General features: G+C 40.8%; 13 protein-coding genes. 6 read left to right on the top strand and 7 right to left on the bottom strand.

Features of this window, described 5'->3' with window-relative positions; all coding sequences use genetic code 11:
* Positions 1-2 precede the first annotated feature (2 nt).
* Positions 3-752, bottom strand: coding sequence for an adaptor protein MecA (mecA, locus tag ADH51_RS01315; RefSeq protein ID WP_002883698.1), 750 nt, complete (start codon positions 750-752; stop codon positions 3-5).
* A gap of 206 nt (positions 753-958) precedes the next feature.
* On the opposite strand from mecA, the gene ADH51_RS01320 reads away from it, so the two are divergent.
* Positions 959-1,330: a DUF3021 family protein gene (locus ADH51_RS01320; RefSeq protein ID WP_022496532.1), complete on the top strand. Its 372-nt coding sequence runs from the start codon at positions 959-961 to the stop codon at positions 1,328-1,330.
* A gap of 61 nt (positions 1,331-1,391) precedes the next feature.
* Here ADH51_RS01320 and ADH51_RS01325 read toward each other — a convergent pair whose 3' ends face one another.
* Entirely contained in the window at positions 1,392-2,246 is an 855-nt protein-coding gene (locus ADH51_RS01325; RefSeq protein ID WP_002883622.1) for an undecaprenyl-diphosphate phosphatase, read from the bottom strand.
* Between the two features lie 205 nt (positions 2,247-2,451).
* On the opposite strand from ADH51_RS01325, the gene ADH51_RS01330 reads away from it, so the two are divergent.
* Together ADH51_RS01330 and ADH51_RS01335 are read left to right on the top strand one after the other, a co-directional pair.
* The gene (locus ADH51_RS01330; RefSeq protein ID WP_048673976.1) at positions 2,452-3,999 is read left to right on the top strand and encodes an ABC transporter substrate-binding protein/permease; all 1,548 of its coding nucleotides are present in this window, start codon (positions 2,452-2,454) and stop codon (positions 3,997-3,999) included.
* On the top strand, positions 3,999-4,739 hold the full coding sequence (locus ADH51_RS01335; protein ID WP_048673977.1) for an amino acid ABC transporter ATP-binding protein: 741 nt from the start codon (positions 3,999-4,001) through the stop codon (positions 4,737-4,739). The genes ADH51_RS01330 and ADH51_RS01335 overlap by 1 nt, the downstream gene beginning before the upstream one ends.
* A gap of 86 nt (positions 4,740-4,825) precedes the next feature.
* On the opposite strand, the gene ADH51_RS01340 is transcribed toward ADH51_RS01335, so the two are convergent.
* A complete protein-coding gene (locus tag ADH51_RS01340; RefSeq protein WP_048673978.1) occupies positions 4,826-7,393 on the bottom strand; it encodes an SEC10/PgrA surface exclusion domain-containing protein in 2,568 nt (855 codons plus the stop codon).
* A gap of 298 nt (positions 7,394-7,691) precedes the next feature.
* Between ADH51_RS01340 and ADH51_RS01345 the strand changes: the two genes are divergently transcribed.
* Positions 7,692-8,282, top strand: coding sequence for a VanZ family protein (locus ADH51_RS01345; protein ID WP_002889749.1), 591 nt, complete (start codon positions 7,692-7,694; stop codon positions 8,280-8,282).
* A 217-nt stretch (positions 8,283-8,499) separates the two neighbouring features.
* On the opposite strand, the gene rpsO is transcribed toward ADH51_RS01345, so the two are convergent.
* Both rpsO and ADH51_RS01355 read right to left on the bottom strand, forming a co-directional pair.
* Positions 8,500-8,769 carry a 30S ribosomal protein S15 gene (gene rpsO / locus ADH51_RS01350; RefSeq protein WP_008535715.1) on the bottom strand — a complete coding sequence of 90 codons (270 nt, stop codon included), beginning with the start codon at positions 8,767-8,769 and terminating at the stop codon, positions 8,500-8,502.
* 141 nt (positions 8,770-8,910) lie between these two features.
* Positions 8,911-10,074, bottom strand: coding sequence for an MFS transporter (locus tag ADH51_RS01355; RefSeq protein ID WP_048673981.1), 1,164 nt, complete (start codon positions 10,072-10,074; stop codon positions 8,911-8,913).
* 107 nt (positions 10,075-10,181) lie between these two features.
* Between ADH51_RS01355 and ADH51_RS01360 the strand changes: the two genes are divergently transcribed.
* Together ADH51_RS01360 and def are read left to right on the top strand one after the other, a co-directional pair.
* The gene (locus ADH51_RS01360; RefSeq protein WP_048673983.1) at positions 10,182-10,820 is read left to right on the top strand and encodes a Crp/Fnr family transcriptional regulator; all 639 of its coding nucleotides are present in this window, start codon (positions 10,182-10,184) and stop codon (positions 10,818-10,820) included.
* A gap of 93 nt (positions 10,821-10,913) precedes the next feature.
* Positions 10,914-11,528: a peptide deformylase gene (def, locus tag ADH51_RS01365; RefSeq protein ID WP_003095026.1), complete on the top strand. Its 615-nt coding sequence runs from the start codon at positions 10,914-10,916 to the stop codon at positions 11,526-11,528.
* 125 nt (positions 11,529-11,653) lie between these two features.
* Here def and ilvA read toward each other — a convergent pair whose 3' ends face one another.
* Positions 11,654-12,904 carry a threonine ammonia-lyase IlvA gene (ilvA, locus tag ADH51_RS01370; RefSeq protein ID WP_048673985.1) on the bottom strand — a complete coding sequence of 417 codons (1,251 nt, stop codon included), beginning with the start codon at positions 12,902-12,904 and terminating at the stop codon, positions 11,654-11,656.
* A gap of 110 nt (positions 12,905-13,014) precedes the next feature.
* Positions 13,015-16,737 carry a glycoside hydrolase family 66 protein gene (locus ADH51_RS01375; RefSeq protein ID WP_048673986.1) on the bottom strand — a complete coding sequence of 1,241 codons (3,723 nt, stop codon included), beginning with the start codon at positions 16,735-16,737 and terminating at the stop codon, positions 13,015-13,017.
* Positions 16,738-17,087: the final 350 nt, after the last annotated feature.

The raw sequence follows: 17,087 nt of genomic DNA on the forward strand, positions 1-17,087 counted from the left end.
TCTTAGCTCCATTTCGTTGCTTGTAGTACCGGTAAGGCGTCCTCTTCCATCAAGATTGTTGCATGCTCTTGTAGGTAGGCACGTGTTCGGTCTGCCACATTCGCATATTCAAGAAAACGCGCATACATATTGTTCGCGTAATAATCAGGCTCATCAGCCAAGTAAAGAAGGACTGTCATATAGTAGACATCCCCAAGTTTATAAAGCTCAGAACCTTCAACAGGCACATCCTTCAAACCTTGCGTAAAAGTCACCACTTGATCAAAGTCAGAGAAGGCCAAGACATAGTGGGTATAGTCTTCACGAATATTTTCTTCAGCCACTTCCTTGGTAGGCTCTGTCATAGCCTTATCAACCTCTTCCAAGGTCTTTTCAAGCTCTTCGAGCTTATGGTGTGCTTCGATGTCACCCTTGTCCATAAAGTTACCCTCAAGAGCCTTGAGGAACTCTTCTGGAGAAAGCCCTGAGTAGTCATCCATATCTGACAAATCGTTGAAATCAAGGTCTTCCTTAAGATCTGATTTAGTCACAAAGACATCCACACGATCCTTGCGTGGCGTGACACGGAAGCTCAGCATCCCACTATTTTTAAAGTTATCAGGCAAGTCCAACTCATCCATGACAGTATAGAAAAATTCCTCTGTTTTTTCCTGGGGAATCAAGAAATCCTTCAATTCCATACCATGTTCTTCAAGATCTTCCATGGTAATCATGATTTTTAGAGTTGTCTCGCTTATTTGTTTCATTTCCATATGTAAAAAACCTCGCACGAGTAGTTATTTCATTATACTAGAAAAGCCAAGAGATAGCAATTTCTGAGCAAGTTTGAGTCTTATTTTGGAAAGGATTTCTAAAAACTTCTTAATACTAACAAAACCTTGTATTTCCCCATTTATACCTGTCATCTATCCTAGATTGTAGTATAATAAAAGTGAAGATATACATGGAGGTGATGACCATGACTGCCTATAAAAAAGGGTGGCTACGAGCTAGCATTGCTGGAGGAATAACGAGTTTATTGACGCTCTTTCTCTACTTATCGGGGCAACCTTATCAAGTAAACAAATCTACCTTTCTTACAGGGCTAATCGTCGCCATCATACTAGCAACTGCACCCATTTACGACGATAATCGTTTATCGCTCAAACAGCAATCTCTTCTCCACTTCTCAATCATGTGTGTTACCATCCTTCCAATTCTCTGTTTGTCCGGATGGTATCCCTTGCATAATATCGTGGACTTCTTGAAAATCCTAGCTAGCTTCTTGACTTGCGGACTGGTCCTATGGTTGCTAGCTTACCTTATCTTTGGAAAACTTCTCCACAAATAATCTCTAAACCAGATAAAAAAGGACTTCAAATGAAGTCCTTTTTCAGTTTACTTGAACGTAATTATCCGAAAATAAGTTTGACAGCTCCATAAAGAAGCACAATAATACCAAGCACGATACGGTATTTTCCGAAAACTGTGAAATCATGTTTCTTAATGTAATTCATCAAGAAGCGAATCACGAACAAGCTGACAACAAAGGCTGTCACACTAGCTACCAAGAGAATAGCCACTTGTCCACCTGTCAAGGTATTCCCGTCAATGAAATACTTAACCGCCTTAAGTCCACTATAACCAAACATGGTTGGAATACCAAGGAAGAAGGTAAAATCAGCAGCTACGCTACGACTAGTACCAACGATGATACCCCCAAGAATAGTAGCACCTGAACGGCTTGTCCCTGGAATGATACTCAAGACTTGGAAAAGACCAATATAGAAAGCCGTCTTGTAAGACATACGAGCCAAATCCGTTACCTTAGGCTCTACACGTCGATTGCGGTCCTCAATCCAAATAAAGGCAATCCCGTAGACCACCAACATGATAGCTACTACAAAGAAATTACTGAGATGGGCCTCCATCCAGTCATCTAAAAGAAGACCAAAGAAGGCTGAGGGAATACAGGCAATGACCACCTTGAGCCAAAGTTGCCAAGTCAATTGCACTTCACGTGCTGTCTTACCAGGTTGGAAGGGATTCAAACGTTTAAAGTAAATGACCATAACCGCCAGAATAGCACCAAGTTGGATAACGATATTAAACATATCGATGAAGTCTTTACTTTGTCTCAAGTTCAAGAATTCATTCACCAAAATCAAGTGACCCGTAGATGAAATCGGTAGCCACTCAGTGATACCTTCGACAATCCCAAGAAAGACTGCTTTTAGTAATTCAATAATAAATTGTGCCGTTTGCATAATTATCTCCGTTTTAAAATGCTAGCCTCATCACACCAAAAATGATCAAGGCTCCAAATCGTCCTTCCCATTATATCAAATTACAACTTGTATTTGAAGACAATCTTGATATAGAGATTGTTTTTCTAATCCCAACTTATTGTCATTAATCCTAATTTCCTGTAAAATAGTAAGGTATGACATTTTTATAGGAGACATTGTTTCAATGAAAAAAATTATTATAGCCTGCTTTGCAGCGCTCCTCCTCGTTTTTGGCGGAGTATCAAGCGCTCAAGCAGACGAGTATCTCCGTGTCGGTATGGAGGCTGCCTATGCACCTTTCAACTGGACGCAGGACGATAACTCAAACGGAGCCGTTCCAATCGAAGGTACTAAACAGTATGCCAACGGTTATGACGTGCAAATCGCTAAAAAAATCGCTGAAGCTCAAGGCAAGAAACCCTTGGTAGTCAAAACAGCTTGGACAGGTTTGATTCCTGCCCTCACTTCCGGCAAAATCGATATGATCATCGCAGGTATGAGCCCAACAGCTGAACGTCGTCAAGAAATCGACTTTTCAGACAGTTATTACCGAAGCGAACCTGTCATGGTTGTCAGCTCAGACGGTGATTATGCCAACGCTAAGAGTCTCAAAGACTTCAAGGATGCTAAAATCACAGCTCAACAAGGGGTTTATCTCTATAATTTGATTGACCAAATCCCAGACGTCAGCAAACAAACAGCTATGGGAGACTTCGGTGCTATGCGCCAAGCCCTTGCATCTGGTATCATCGATGGTTATGTTTCAGAGCGTCCTGAAGCCAAAACTGCCGAAGAAGCTAGCTCAAAATATAAGATGATTACGCTTAAAGATGGTGGTTTCCAGGTTTCAGACGATGACGTGTCCTTGGCCGTCGGTCTTCGTAAAGGAGACAGCCAGCAAATGGAACAAGTCAATAAGGTCCTTGCTGGAATCAGCCAAGAGGAACGTGTCAAACTGATGGATCACATCATTAGCATCCAACCTGCAGATAAGACTGATGAGGCTAAAAAAGGAAACTTCTTTAGTCAGATGAGCACTATCATCGCTAAGAACTGGCCACAATTCTTACGTGGTACAGGAATTACCCTTCTTATCTCAATTATTGGTACAGTCGTGGGTACTTTCATCGGTCTTATGATTGGTGTTTACCGCACAGCTCCTAAAGCTGCTAATAAATTTGTAGCTTTGCTCCAAAAACTCTTCGGTTGGGTTCTTAATGTCTATATCGAAGTTTTCCGTGGTACGCCAATGATTGTACAATCTATGGTTATCTACTACGGTACTGCCCAGGCCTTTGGTATCAACATTGACCGTACCCTAGCAGCTGTCTTCATCGTTTCTATCAACACCGGAGCCTACATGAGTGAAATCGTTCGTGGTGGTATCTTCGCTGTAGATAAAGGACAATTTGAAGCTGCAACTGCTCTTGGATTTACCCATGGTCAAACCATGCGTAAGATTGTTCTTCCACAGGTTATCCGTAACATCTTGCCAGCTACTGGTAATGAGTTCGTTATCAATATCAAGGATACCTCTGTTTTGAACGTTATCTCTGTTGTGGAACTTTACTTCGCTGGTAACACTGTCGCAAGCCAAACTTATCAATACTTCCAAACATTCTTTGTTATCGCAGCAATCTACTTTGTCCTCACCTTCACAGTGACACGCATCTTGCGTTATGTAGAACGCCGTTTGGATCAAGATACTTACACACAAGGAGGGGTTCACTAATGACTGAAACGATTTTAGAAATTAAAAACCTCAAAAAATCATACGGAAAAAATGAAGTCCTCAAAGATATCTCCCTCAGTGTCAAAAAGGGTGAGGTTATCTCAATTATTGGTTCTTCAGGTTCAGGGAAGTCAACCTTCCTTCGCTCTATTAACCTACTCGAGTCACCTTCAGGTGGTGAAATCCTCTATCATGGAGACAATGTCCTTGAAAAAGGTTACGACCTCACTACCTATCGTGAAAGACTCGGTATGGTTTTCCAATCTTTCAACCTCTTTGAAAACCTTAATGTTTTGGAAAATGCTATCGTAGCTCAAACAACTGTCCTCAAACGTGACCGTAAAGAAGCTGAGAGTATCGCCAAAGCTAACTTAGAGAAAGTTGGTATGGGGGAACAATACTGGAAAGCTAAGCCAAAACAACTCTCAGGGGGACAAAAACAACGTGTGGCCATTGCCCGTGCCCTCTCTGTTGATCCAGAAGCCATCCTATTTGACGAGCCAACTTCAGCCCTTGACCCAGAAATGGTAGGGGAAGTACTCAAGACTATGCAGGAGCTATCTGAAACTGGTTTGACCATGATTATCGTTACCCATGAAATGGAGTTCGCACGTGACGTTTCAGACCGTGTCATCTTCATGGATAAAGGGGTAATCGCTGAACAAGGTAGCCCAGAACACATCTTTGAAAATCCTAAAGAAGAACGTACCAAGGAATTCCTCAAACGTTTCTTGGGTTAAAAACAAAAAAGTTAAGGTTTCGACCTTAACTTTTTTAGATTCTCAAATATATAAAAAAACGGCAGATGCCGTTTTTTTGTCTATGATTAGTTACGACGTGTACGTCTGTCAACAAAACCAAGGAAGGCCAATAGTGTCATAAAGAGACCTACAAGGCTGAATCCTACTGCAGTTGACTCACCTGTTTCTGGCAAGCTGTCTGCTTCTTGTACAGGAGCTTGTTTCTCAGCTTTTGTTTGACCATAATTTACAGGAACTTGAGCCACCGTTTGAGCTGCTTTTTCTTGTGTTGTGAAAGCAACAACTTTACCATCTACATCGTAAACAGGTACTGGTGTAAGACCTTTAGAGATGATGTTAGCATACTCTTTAGCCAATTGTGTTTGAAGCTCTTTGTCCGCCTTAGCTTTCATATAGTTATCGAAAGCTGTTTGAACAGTCGTGTATTCGCTCGTTAATTTATCACGTTTAGCAGACAATTCAACCAGTTTCGCACGTTCAGTTGAAAGAGCACCTTTCGCCGCAGTAAATTTAGCAAAGGCCGTTGCACGTTCTGCCTTAGCCTTAGCTAGGTTAGCTGAAGCATTTGTAAGAGCTGCTACACGGTTCTTAGCAGAAGCCAAAGCTTGGTTAGCTTGTGTCAATGCTACTTGTTTCTTAGCAGTATCTTGCTTAGCAGCGTTGTATGCATTTGTCAAACGTTGCAAGGTCGCAGAACTTGTCGCAAGTTTATCTTTAGCTGTTTGAAGCTCTGCTTGTTTTTCATCAAGAGTTGCTTGAGCTTTGCTAAGGGCTGCTGCTTTTTCTTGTGCATTAGCATTAAGATTTTCAACTGCAGCATTAGCTTTTTCCAATTCTGATTTAGCAGTTGCAAGGGCGGCTTGTTTTTCAGAAAGGTTATTCTGAGCAGCTGCCAACTTGCTTGCAGTCGCTTTAAGAGCTGCAAGTTCTGATTGAGTATTCTTAAGTTTAAGAGTTGCTGACTCAGAAGCAGATTTCTTGCTAGCCAAATCACTTTGAGCTTGATCGTTAGCTTGTTTAGCAGCTTCATAAGCTGCTTTTGCAGCTGCTAGATTTGCATTTGAAGATGGTTGAGATTGGTTACCTACATATGGGTTAGCAATCTTAGTTGTGTCAAAGCTACTATCAGAAGCGATAGAATTTTTATTGACATTGTTTACGTGAACGTTAAAGGCACCGGCAACAACACTGATGTCTGTACCAATGTAAGCCTCACCACCATCTGCTGTAAGTCCAGAGATAGAACGAGCATGGTTCCACTCATTACCATTAAACATGAAGTCGAGCATAGCTTCATAGACATATTTCTTAATGTCGTTAAGTGTAAATGGTCCTGTCAAACCTTGCCATGTATTAAGGTTTTCACCAATACTTACACTATTAAATGACTTACCAGCACGGTCAAGGGCGGCACTATCATGTCTTTTATGGGTAATAGCTTCCCAACCCCAGTTATCTGCTACATAACCATCTGAAACACGATCAGCTGCAAGAACACTACCTTTTGAAACAGATGTTTGAGTTGTACCAAAGGCTGTACGAATTTGGTTAATCAAACTTGAAGCATACAATGACAAATCTGTAATTTGAGCTTCACTAAGATTATTCAAATCACTAATTTTAACATTTTTATCTGCTTCATTGTCTTGATAACTATTGTTACCACGATCACGTTTATTAACGTTCTTCAAGACTTGTTCAGCTTGAGCTATTTCTGCTGCTGTCGCTGTTTTAGACTCATGAATCTTAAGAGCATTGACATACTCTTGTGACACTGAGAATTTTTGACGAACATTAGCTGTTGAAGTTGTTGAAGATTCTGCTTTTTTCTTAGCTGCTTCAGCGGCTGCAAGGGCAGCTGCCTTTTCATTAGCTACTGTTTGAGCAGTCTCATAGGCTGCTTTAGCTTGGTTTGCTGCATTTTGGTCTGCAGTCAATTGACCTTCTTTAGCTAAAATAGCAGTAGCTTTTTCTTTATCAGCTGCCTGAGTTGCTGCCAGTTCTTCTTGAGCTTTTTTCTCAGCTACTGTTGCAGCGTCAAAAACTGATTGTGCTTTAGCTTGGTTAGAAGCTGCCTCAGAAGCGCTAGAACCATTAAGAGCTGCTTTAGCAGCATCTACTGATTTTTGAGCATTAGCAACTTCACTAGCTTTAGCATTGACATTAGCTTGATCTGTATTAACGACAGATTGCTGTTTGTCTGCTGCATCTTTGGCAGTTTTTTCTGCTGATTGAGCTGTTTCGACTGCTGACTTAGCTTCCTTAGCCGCATTTTCCGCAGTAGTTACTTGACCTTGAGCGGCAGCAATAGTTTCTGGACTTGCTTCATCGGCTGCTGTTTGTGCCTTTTGCAAGTTAGCATCTGCTGTCGCTAGGTTTGCTTGAGCCTGGTTGGCAGCTGCTTCATGATTAGCAACTACTGACTCTTGTTGCGATACTGCTTGATTTGCAGCGCTGGCTTGTTCTCTAGCCGCTTCAACTTGGGCTTGAGTTGGGACAGCTTGCGTAGCTGTCGATGATACTGATGCTGTTGTTGAGGCTTGATCGTTTGTCGTTACCTCATCAGCTTTAGCAACTGTAGCAGAAACTGCAAGTGCTGCAATTCCAGCTGTCGCCAAAACCTTTTTATTCATAAGACGAACTCCTTTTTATGTTAAAAATTCACTACTATATAATAACATTTTAATAATCCTGAAACAAGATGCTGACTCCTAATTTTTTAAATTTAATTATTTTATAAGCTTTCATAGCCTGTTTACAAAAACCATTAAATTGTTAGTCAAAAGTAGAGTTGCTGTTTCAAAGTCCTTTTTTAGTCTTTGATTCTGCCTTATCCTTCCATTCTATCAAAACTTCGTTACAGTTTCTTAACTTTCTTTAAACGTTTTTTTGATATAATGTGTACTCATCATATGCAAATGGAGGAGCAAAGTGGCAAAAACATTAAAAACATTGAGTAACATCTTACTAGGAAGCCTATCACTGTGCTTGTCTTATTGGTTTTATAGGGGCCATCTCGAACAGTACGTTCATTACATCGCCCATTATGGCTCCTACTTCCAAGTCTTACTCAACCTAGTCATCATAGTCCTGCTTAGTTACTTTGTCTATGCTTTTTTGAAACTCCTTCTTACTAGACAGCTGAAAAAACAGACACTGCTCCTACTCTACTTCATTTACTTTCTTGCTCTCTTCTACCTACTTTTCTTGAAAAACATTGGTACCCAAGGTCTCTCACTTAATCCCCTTTCCTTCGCTCGGGAATTATACTGGGGGAGCCACTTCGTTCCCATCATGAACCTATTAATGTTCATTCCTCTGGGACTCCTCTTTTCTTCACGATTGAGTAATCTCCTACTTTGTCTCCTGACCCTTTTCACCGTCGAATCCATTCAGTACTTTGGACATTTGGGAGTCTTTGATTTAGGAGATATCGCCTTAAATATGCTAGGTATCCTTGTCGGAACTGCTATCCATCAACTCCCTCAATTTCAAACAGTTATCAAAAAGATTTTAAGATAGAGAAGCCTTCAGAATTAAATCTGGAGGTCTTTTACTGGCTCTATAGATCAATCATCATAAGAAATTTTAGATGAATACCGCAAAACTGCCCTCTGAATCTAGAGAGCTGTTTTGAACTCGGGCTAAAATCCTAGTGAAAAAGAAAAACTGCCCCATTATAGAGCAGTTCCATTTTCGTGTATTCAATTGAACAAGGCCTAAGCACTTGTATCTTGAATTAACGACGAAGTCCAAGTGAGCTGATCAACTCACGGTAACGGTTAACATCTGTGCGACGAAGGTACGCCAACAAGTTACGACGGTGACCGATTTTTTTCATCAAACCACGGTAAGTAGCGTGGTCTTTTTTGTGTTGTTTAATGTGGTCGTTAAGGTGGTTGATTTCCCAAGTAAGGACAGCAACTTGAACCTCTACTGAACCAGTGTCACCTTCGTGACGTGCATATTGAGCAATGATTTCATTTTTTTTCTCTTTTGAGATTGCCATGTTTTTTCTCCTTTTTTTGCTCCATCCGAGTCTTAGGATTGGCTCTCCTAAAACCAAGAAAGAGTTGGTTTGTCTTTACGACCTCTCTATTTTAGCTCATCTACTAATCTTTGTCAATCACAAGATTCACTGTTTAGATTTCTACATCTTAGACTTTTTTGTCATTCTTGATTTCATCAAAAAACCAAGGAAAAGTAGGAAACTTACTATAGCATAGGCTAGGAAAATCCAACTAAAACTTGGAGATACAAGTGCCAATAATTTCAAAACATAAGGAGAGAGGGCAGACCCTAGGTTACACCCCAAGAGGACATAGGCTGTCGCTTTGTTCAACAGATTTCTAGCAATACGCTCAGAAAGTTGGTTAAAGATAATTGTCAAAACAGTACTATAGAAGAAACCAACACCAACTGAGGATAAAATCAAAATCGGTAAGTTACTAGCCACTGACATCCCAAAGAGACAAACCGCCAATAAAAACATCACTATATGCAAAAGATGATTCTTAAAATATCCTATAAGAGAAGCGAAACTTAGTCCAGCTACAATTCCAATTCCTTGCTCTAAACTAAGTACTAAAGCTGATTGCCCACTCGCAATGGTCTTACCAGCAACCTGAAATAGAGGCACGCGCAAACTAATCGAAGAATTAATACAGATGACAAATCCTGCTAAAAGGGCCATGCCAAGGATCATACTAAGGTCTTTTTTGTTTAGACCTTGTTTACTTTTTGTAATCTGCTTCCTCTCCACCTGATCCATCGTTGGCACAAAAAGGAGGTACATGGTCAGAATCACAAAACCAAGACCATAAATAAGAAAGGCAAAGGTCCAATGGATTTTCAATAGTTGACCAACCAAAAGAGAACACGAAGCTCCACCAATCAACTCCATGGAGCCACGAATACCTAACATCTGAACCCGTTCTTTACCTTGAAAACGTTGACTGATGATGGCAATCGCCTTAGCATTGATAAGGCCGATCCCCATCCCAAAAGCAATACGTGACAGTAAGACAAGAGGATAGGCTTGTACAAAAAAAGGAAAAATCCCAGCACTACTAAGTAAAAGCAATCCAGTCACAATTAGCTGTCTATCACTTAGCCATTTGTCAATAAATGAATTAAGTAAGAGCATCGCTACTACGGAAAATGAAGGGACAGATACTAAAAGCTCCACTTGCGCGGCAGAAAAGGTTGGGCTATAGTAGTCCAACATAGGTGGTAGCGCTGTTGAAATCGAAAAGGCCGAAATCAAGAGCAAGGATAGCCCAAGTAGGCTCATTTTTTCTAAAATTCGTGTCATAATATAGGGATTAGAACATCCTTTCCTTACTTGTCTGATAGTTATTTTTTCATTATAATCTAAGGAGAGTTTAAAAAATAGGACCTAGGTCCTAAAAAAGGAGATGTATGCGTAATCATGACATAAGACCTCAACTTGATCAGGTCTTTCCACCCCTCTATCTCGACCAATTACAGAAAGTCACCTTTCAAAAGAATGATTATATTTGTACCCAAGGAAAAGCTATCACAGAGCTAACCTACATTTTGTCAGGAAAGGTAAAAATTGTGCGTTCTCTCTTCAATGGTAAAGAACATATCCTAGAAATGCTTAACCAACCACAAATATTTGGAGATGTAGAACTCATGACCAATCAACCAGCAGGGTCATCAGTCATTGCTTTAGAAGAGGTTCAAGCAGTTCAGCTCCCTTTAAATAATAAAGAAGAGCTCCTCAAAGATCCCGTTTTTCTCTATCAAATTGGGCATAACCTAGCTATGGCACTGCATAAACAGGGTATTACTGCCTCAACAAATGCAAGCTACTCTGTCAAAGAGCGTCTGGCTACTCATATGTTGAGTATTGAGGAAGAAGGTGTTTTTCAACTATCACCATCTATCCTAGCTGCCAGTTTTGGGACTAGCTATCGCCATGTGCAACGAGTCATCAAACAATTTATCGATCAAGGAATTATTGAAAAAGAAGCTTTTAAGACCTATCGTATTTTACAACGACAAACCTTGGAAAAACTGGCTTTTATCGATTAGAAAAAGCCTCACTTTAACCCTTGATGGTTTAATTTTCAACCCTTTTGTGCTATAGTTATAAACAAGTAAATCAAAGAAAATAGAGGTAAACAAATGGACGCTCAAACCAAAATTATCCGCGCCAGCCATATGATTGATATGAATGATATCATTCGCGAAGGAAACCCAACCTTGCGTGCTGTCGCTGAAGATGTAACCTTCCCACTATCAGACGAAGACATTATCCTAGGTGAAAAAATGATGCAGTTTCTTCGTAATTCACAAGATCCTGTTATTGCTGAAAAAATGGGGCTTCGTGGGGGAGTCGGTCTTGCAGCCCCACAATTGGATATTTCAAAACGCATTATCGCGGTTCTCGTTCCAAACCCTGAAGACGCTGAAGGTAATCCACCAAAAGAAGCATATAGCCTTCAAGAAATCATGTACAACCCTAAAGTAGTTGCCCATTCTGTTCAGGATGCTGCTTTGGGTGATGGAGAAGGATGCCTCTCAGTCGACCGCGACGTTCCTGGTTATGTGGTTCGTCATGCTCGAGTAACTGTTGAATACTACAACAAAGAGGGCGAAAAGCAGCGTGTTAAGCTCCGTGGGTACAACTCAATTGTTGTTCAACATGAAATCGACCATACTAACGGTATCATGTTCTACGACCGCATCAATAAAGACAATCCATTCGCCATTAAAGATGGACTCTTGATTATCGAATAAAGAAAGCCTCAGTATTGCTACTGAGGTTTTAAGTTGAAGATAAAGCCTTAGTGCCTCCGTATAGCTGGGTTAAAGTAGAAAAGAACCGACTTTGTCAGTTCTTTTTTCATTATATGAACCTGTCCTCAGACAAGCATATTGTAAAGTGTTTCGTTACCGTGAAGGTTGATATAACTTGGGTCAAAGGCTGAAAGACGATCGAGAAGACCATCATAATCATTTTTATCACTAAGAGCGATACCAATGAGAACTGGACCTTTTCCTTTATTAGCACGTTTGATGTACTCAAAACGAGTGATATCATCATTTGGTCCCAAAATATCATTTACAAATTCACGAAGGGCACCAGGACGTTGTGGGAAGTTAACCACAAAGTAATGCTTGATGCCATCGTAGATAAGCGCACGTTCTTCCATCTCTGGCATACGGTTGATATCATTGTTACCACCTGAAATGATGCAGACGATGGTTTTTCCTTTAATCTCATCTTTAATCACTTCCAAAGCTGCTACTGATGCTGCACCTGCGGGTTCTGCAATGGTACCAACCTTAGAGTACATATCAATTAGGGTTTCTGAAATCAAGCCTTCATCAACTCCCAAGAGACGGTCAACATATTTACGTGCAACTTCATAGGTCTTGACACCTACCTTTTGAACAGCAATCCCATCTGCAAACTTATCAATTTCTTCGAGTTTTATAGGATAACCACGGTCAAAGGCAGCACGCATACTACGAGCACCACTAGCCTCAACACCAATAACTTCCATAGATGGTGCCACATCCTTGATATAAGTAGCCACACCAGAGATAAGGCCTCCGCCACCTACTGGAACCAAGATACTATCGAAGGAAACACCCTCCTCTTGAGCCTGCTCATAAATTTCATAAGCAACTGTTCCTTGACCCGCTTGGACATTATAATCGTCGAATGGATCAATGAAAGTCATGCCTTCAGATTTGGTATATTCCTGTGCTGCTTGAGCAGAAGCATCAAAGGTATCTCCCACCAATTTGATTGTTACAAACTTGCCACCAAAGAAACGGACTTGACCAATTTTTTGGAGAGGCGTTGTTACTGGCATAAAGATAGTTGCCGGAATCCTCATCTCGTTACAAGTGTAGGCAACCCCTTGAGCATGGTTTCCAGCTGATGCACAAACCACACCACGCGCCTTATCCTCATCACTCAATTGATGAATAGCATAGTAGGCTCCTCGCAATTTGAAAGAGCGTACCTTTTGCATATTTTCTTTTTTAATATAAATGGTCGCCCCGTATTTTTCAGATAAGTAGCGATCAAAATCTAGTGGTGTGCGTTCCACCACGTTTTTTAAGACTTCATTAGCCTTTACGATATCATTTGCAGTAATCATTGGCTCTCCTTTGACACAATATTCAAACTATTTCTATTGTATCACAATTTTCAGAAAAAATAGCAGCCAGTATAAAGAAAACTCCTTGTTTACACAAAGAGTTCTACTTATTATTTATCAACTTTTTTTGACATCAAGAAGTTACGAAGAGCTGCAAGGGTTGCCGCACCTGCAAGGACAATAGCTGTGAGGATAGCTACAGCATGTTCTCCCCACTTGTGAGATTTTGCTGTTTTAGCAATTGTAGCCTTAAGATCTTCAGCTGTTCCTTTTTCACCTGCTTGCGTCGTTGTCTTACTTGCAAGGTTAAGATCTTGACTACCACTGTAAGTGTTATCTGACGAAGCTGTATTGTTAAGGTCTTGACGGCTACTGCGAGTATAGCTAACATTTGTTGTAATGCTATCAATCATCTCAACAATATTTCTGATTGTAGTTGCATCGTACAAGCCACCCTCAGTATCTTTCAAGATTGATACTGCTAATTTTTCAATAGAAGCTTCTGAAGAAGCTGCTACCATAGAGTGAGATTCTGAGCTTGCTGTTTCTGAATATCTTGCATAATTGCTAAAGAGTGACGCTGCTTCTGTAATCGTTTCAGAAGTACTTGGTAAGTTTTCTGAGACGCGAGGAGCTGCAGAGAGTCTATTCCAACTATTGATGTTTTCTGATAGTCCATCAAGGATGACTTCCTCAGACGTGCTCACTGTTTCTGAAATTGCCGAAGTCACTTCTGAAGTGCTCACTTGACTTTCTGATTCTGTCAATGAAACAGCTGGTTCTTTAACTACTTCTGATTCTGAAACGACTGTGCTGATTGAATTCTCTGATTCAGATGCTGAAGTCTCGGAAGTTGATGCTTCTGAGATAATATCAGTTTCTGAGACCTTCGATGATACTGTTGTGCTTGTAGTTTCTGAAACAAGGCTAGTGCTTGCCTGACTCTCTGTTTCTGTCAAAGAAGCCACTGGTTCAACTACTGCATGTGATTCTGAAATTGCTGTCGTCGTTGGAATTGCTGACTCTGAAGTTGATGCTGCTGAACTATTTTCAGTTTCTGATGCTTCCGATGATACTGGTGTATTTTCTGATACTTCTGATGAGGCTGTTGAGGCAGCTGTGCTTGTAGCCTCTGAAGCTGATGCAGTGATTGAATCTGACGCTACTGTACCTTGATCCGTATTAGATACTGAGTTGTCATCTTTCTTATCATGTGCAGTCTCTGACACAGCTATCGCCACTGGAACAGCTGCTGAGTTTACTAACTCGTCAACTGATGGTGCTGGTTTAGTTGTTTCATCGAGTTTAGGAGCTTCAACAGATGGTTTCTTATCAGTTGGAGACTCTGAATCTTTGTTTACTGTTGTATTTTCTGATTTAGCTGTTTCTGAGCTTGCTTCAGATGTTACGGTATTATCTGCTTTCTTACCAGCTTGGTTAGTAACTGGTTTCAAGATAACTGGTTCTACCGGTGTTGCTGTTGTGTCTTCCTTGATATAGAGCATGTTCCAAAGAGTTAGTTTAGGAACTGAAATGACAAGCACTGGTTGACCATTTTCATCTGTTTCAAGACTTGCTTGTGCCTTCTTCATGCTTGAAGTTGCCCAATCATCTGGTGACGTCACATAGACTTGATTGGCAATTTTAGCAGCTTCTTGAGCTGTTTTACCTGCTAGGCTAAGACGAACTGTGAGATTTTCTTGTGCGTCCGGTGTTTTATTGTCCGCATAACCCTCTTCATTATGCCAGCCCGCATTGATGCCCATCATGTTAATCATTTGAACAGTTGAGAAACCTTTTCCTGATTTAGCAAATGTCCAAACTTGATCTCCTGTCACACCAAGAGCATCTTTAGAAAGGATTTCACCGGCAGCATTCTTGGTAGATACAGACTGAGTGCTATTAGTCACACCCTCTCCACGGAGAAGATTTTCATAAGCAGTGATGAACTGTTGGTAATTGTAAAGCTTACGAATAGTGTCCTTAGCTACACTGAGGTATTGCGTTGGGTAATAGGCACTTTGAAGAACGTTAAGGGCTGCATTAGCATTGGCAAGGGCTGCAATGGACATGTGATGGCCACCGGCTGCAGCTACTGTCGCATCTACGAGAAGTGTCGCATCAGCTTGCAATGGTTTACCAGCAAGGGCATCTTTACCCGCACCGTTAGTTGCTTTTCCGCCAGGAACAGTATAGTCAATACCTGGTTCTTCCATGTAGGCACCAACGATAAGTGATTTACCAGTTTTATTGCGTACCATATCGATACGTGCTTTCAAATCACCATAGGCAACCTGCATACGTCCTGGAATAACTGAACCACCATTTGTCCAAAGCTCATTATAAACAACATCTTGACGTGCCTTGGCTAGTTTATCGTCATTACCACCATTAACATCATTGATTGTGATGTAGTACTTTTCACCGATGAGGTCTTTCATAGCATTAATAAATGACGCATATGAATCAGACATCATGTGTGAGTCAGCCTCGTCTGTGCTGTTACGGTGCTCATAATCAGTCACACGGTTGTCACCAATTGTATCACCTTGCCAACCATCGAATCCCATACGATCCATAGCTGATTTCATGACTCCTGCGATGTATTTTTGCCAATCTGGATTCGCCGGATCATAGTAAACTTGAGTTGGGTTATCACCGATAGTGTAAGTCATCGGTTCACCCTTCTTACCAAAGCTATCGTAAAAGTTGTAAGCCAAAGCAGCAAGGGGAAGGGCTGGATTCTTTGGATTTGAATCTGCTGAAATCATGTTATAAAGCATGGCAACAGCACCTGACTTATGAACTTGGTCAACCAATTCTTTAACAGCCTTAGTGTCAACCTGAGTGTGACTCCAGGTATTCCATTTTTGAACAAAGCTATCGACACCCTCTGGGAAAGGATCTGTAGCTTCGTTATAAGCATCATAGAAGAAATATGAGTTGATATTCATAGACTTCATGAGCTCAAGCTCTTTACGGTAGGCTTCAAGATTTTTAACAAGAATACTGTTTTGATCAGTTGGCGAACCTGCTACGATACCGTAACGTGGGAAAACTGTCCAATCATCTTCAACAGACAAGCCAGCACGCTTGCTTGACAAAGTACTTCCAGATTTATCGTTGACACTGATTGTCACCAAGTAACCTGTATTGTTTGTCAACCACTCTGACGCTACTGTCAAGTTTGAAACCTTAGCTGAAGCTCCTGCCGCTAGCGTGAGGTCAACGTTATCTTGACCAATGATTTCTGAAGCATGTTGAAGTGTCAAGTTGACAGTCATCGTCTTAGTTTCTGCTGTTGGATTAGACACAACAACGGAATAATTAATATCACCATCTGTCTTGCTATAGGCTGCTTTTGTTGTTTCTGGATCTGTCAAATAGGCATCACCATTCAAGTTTTGCTCTGTCACTTCTGTAACTGGTGTTACTTGAGCAGTTGAATGGCGCCCTGCTTCAGTAGCATTATCAGATGATGATGTGATGGTTTCCACAGCAGCTGACTCAGGAGCTAGTGCTTCACTGGCTACAAGCGTTTCTGAGCTAGCACTCTCTGCTGGCACAGCTTGTGAAAAGATTGTAGAAGCTGTCGCTGTTGTTGCAGTATCTGTCGCAACAGCGGCAGATGATGGACCTACTTCTGTTGTCGCTACTGGAGCAACGGCCTCAGTTGGTACCACCACCAAGTTATCTGCTTCAGTTGTAATAACTGGTTTTGTTGCTTCTGAACTGACCACGTTATCCGCCTTGGCAACCTGATTCATCCCTAGGACACCACCGGCTACAAACAAACCTGATAATAATTTAGTTGACGCTACTTTCTTTGACATATCTCTCTATCCCTCTAAAAAAGTTTAAATCACCTCGGCGTTTCAAATTATCACTATTTGTATTTGCATGCTGTAAACTCGAGTTATTTTTAGTTTCATAAAAATCGCTTGGTGTTTCTTATGAAACTAATGTTAACTTAATCTTTTTTGTAAGACAAGGGAATTTCCGGTAATCCTCGTAAACGGTAATTTTTTCATCATGAATGGTCAGGTTTTTTCAGAAATTTGAGAACAACATTTTCTAATTTCATTAAATATTCACTTGATTCAGGCTACTTAAAATGACAAAAATAAATCCCAAATAATGAAAATCCATCACCTAAATAGTTCATGTGAGAGAATAAAAAACC

This window comes from Streptococcus sp. 449_SSPC (genome assembly GCF_001073005.1).
Classification (GTDB): Bacteria; Bacillota; Bacilli; order Lactobacillales; family Streptococcaceae; genus Streptococcus; species Streptococcus salivarius_F.